Source organism: Thermosynechococcus sp. M98_K2018_005, assembly GCF_015295825.1.
In the GTDB taxonomy this organism is placed as follows: Bacteria; Cyanobacteriota; Cyanobacteriia; order Thermosynechococcales; family Thermosynechococcaceae; genus Thermosynechococcus.
Window position 1 is genome coordinate 1 of the sequence record NZ_DVEH01000096.1, and the last position, 2,100, is coordinate 2,100.

General features: G+C 53.6%; 3 protein-coding genes. 2 read left to right on the forward strand and 1 reads right to left on the reverse strand.

Annotation, left to right across the window (positions count from 1 at the left end):
- On the forward strand, positions 1–243 hold a 243-nt coding region (locus IGQ15_RS11430; RefSeq protein ID WP_297051901.1), incomplete at its 5' end, for a hypothetical protein.
- A 9-nt stretch (positions 244–252) separates the two neighbouring features.
- On the opposite strand, the gene lipA is transcribed toward IGQ15_RS11430, so the two are convergent.
- Positions 253–1,143, reverse strand: coding sequence for a lipoyl synthase (lipA, locus tag IGQ15_RS11435; RefSeq protein WP_297051904.1), 891 nt, complete (start codon positions 1,141–1,143; stop codon positions 253–255).
- A gap of 172 nt (positions 1,144–1,315) precedes the next feature.
- Here lipA and IGQ15_RS11440 point away from each other — a divergent pair.
- The coding region (locus tag IGQ15_RS11440) for a protochlorophyllide reductase (RefSeq protein ID WP_297051907.1) at positions 1,316–2,100 on the forward strand (785 nt) is incomplete at its 3' end.

Sequence of the window (2,100 nt, forward strand, 5' to 3'; positions counted from 1 at the left end):
GAGTTTGATTTGGTCATCCGGGGTCAAGTCCATGAAGAGCCGATTCTGGTGCGGGGGGAAGTCAAAAGCAATATCCTCGAATCTGAGGGGGAGCGGTTTTTGAATCTGGTGGCTCAAGTGGAAGCGACTGAGGAAATTCGCCCCCTGTTTTTTGGATATCCCGTTGAGCGTGCAGCCAAGGCGTTGATTCGTGAGCGGGGAGCTGTGATAGTCACCACAGAGGGCAAATACTTTCCTGAGTGAATGAAGTACCTACCAGACTTCTTGGGTTGGCGCGGCGTCTGCTGCATGGTAGGAGCTACGTACAAGAGGGCCGGATCGCACGTGGGAAAAGCCCAGTTCCCGTGCAATGTTGCCCAAGGTGTTAAATTCTTCAGGCATCCAATACTTGACCACAGGTAAATGATTCAACGAGGGGGGCAGATATTGTCCCAAGGTCAGGCGATCGCACCCCACCGCTCGCAAATCTTTTAGAGTTTGAATCACCTCTGCCTCAGTTTCTCCCAGGCCCAACATCAGTCCTGATTTGGTGGGAATGTCGGGATTCAGCTCTTTGACCGTGGCCAAGACCCGCAGTGAACTCTCATAGGTGGCACCCCGTCGCACAGGACCCTGTAGGCGGCGCACAGTTTCAAGGTTGTGGTTGTAGCAGGCAGGCTGTGCTGCCACAATTTGGGCAATGCAGTCCCGTTGGGACACCCGACCCCGATCCATCCGAAAGTCGGGGGTGAGGACTTCGATTTCAGTGCCGGGACAGCGTTGGCGAATCGCCTGCATGGTAGCCACAAATTGACCCGCCCCTTGATCCGACAAGTCATCGCGAGCCACAGAGGTTAAAACCACATAGCGCAATCCCAAGGTAGCCACAGCGGCCGCAATTTTCGCCGGTTCCTCTGGATCAACCGCAGTAGGAGCATGGCCTTTCTCCACTTGGCAAAAGGCGCAGGCACGAGTACAGGTGGCACCCAAGAGTAAAAAAGTGGCGGTTTTTTGGGCATAGCATTCACCGCGATTGGGACAGCGCCCCTCTTCACAGATGGTGTGGATGCCATAGTGACGCACGAGGCGTTGAACGGTGGAGAGTTCACTGGCTTTGCCAAGGGGTTTGCGCAGCCACGGCGGTAGAGATTGGGAGATAGTCATAGAGTCGGGTTAATCCTGAAAATAGGGGAGAGGCGAGCTAGATACAAAACTTGATTAACTATCGAGTCTATTTATTAAGTAACTGTAAATGATCGCTGGGGGTGCTCCTAGGGGGCGATCGCTTCTATGGCAGGATCAATAGCGACGTTACCGCAGGTATGCCACAGAACCTATGAGTGATCAGCCACGCCCAACGGTCATTATTACGGGTGCATCCTCTGGAGTCGGATTGTATGCCACCAAAGCCTTAGCCAATCGGGGCTGGCACGTTGTTATGGCCTGCCGCAATCTTGAGAAAGCAGAGCAAGCCGCCAAAGACTTGCAGATTCCGCCGGAGGCCTACACGATTTTGCATTTGGACTTGTCCTCGTTGGCTAGCGTGCGGGGCTTTGTGGAGTCATTTCGGGCATTGAATCGCCCCTTGCGTGCCCTTGTCTGCAATGCCGCCGTCTATTATCCCCTGCTCAAGGAACCGATCTACAGTGTAGATGGCTATGAAATCAGTGTGGCTACCAACCATTTGGGGCACTTTCTTTTGGCCAACCTCCTCCTCGATGATTTGAAAAAGTCTCCCGAAAGCGATAAGCGCTTGGTGATTCTCGGCACGGTGACGGCCAACCGCAAAGAATTCGGCGGTAAAATTCCCATTCCTGCTCCCCCTGATTTGGGCAACCTCGAAGGCTTTGAAAAGGGCTTCAAGAAACCCATTGCGATGATTAACGGCAAGCCCTTCAAGTCGGGTAAGGCCTACAAAGACAGCAAGCTGTGCAATATGCTGACAGCACGGGAACTGCATCGCCGCTTCCATGATTCCACGGGGATTGTCTTTAGCTCTTTGTACCCCGGCTGTGTGGCGGACACCCCTCTATTTCGCAACCACTTTCCCCTCTTCCAGAAGCTTTTCCCCCTCTTCCAGAAAAACATTACTGGGGGCTATGTCAGCCAAGAACTGGCGGG

Bases quoted from the DNA above. Each gene is read 5' to 3' on its own strand.
- lipA (WP_297051904.1), bottom strand. From the start codon at position 1,143: ATGACTATCTCCCAATCTCTACCGCCGTGGCTGCGCAAACCCCTTGGC.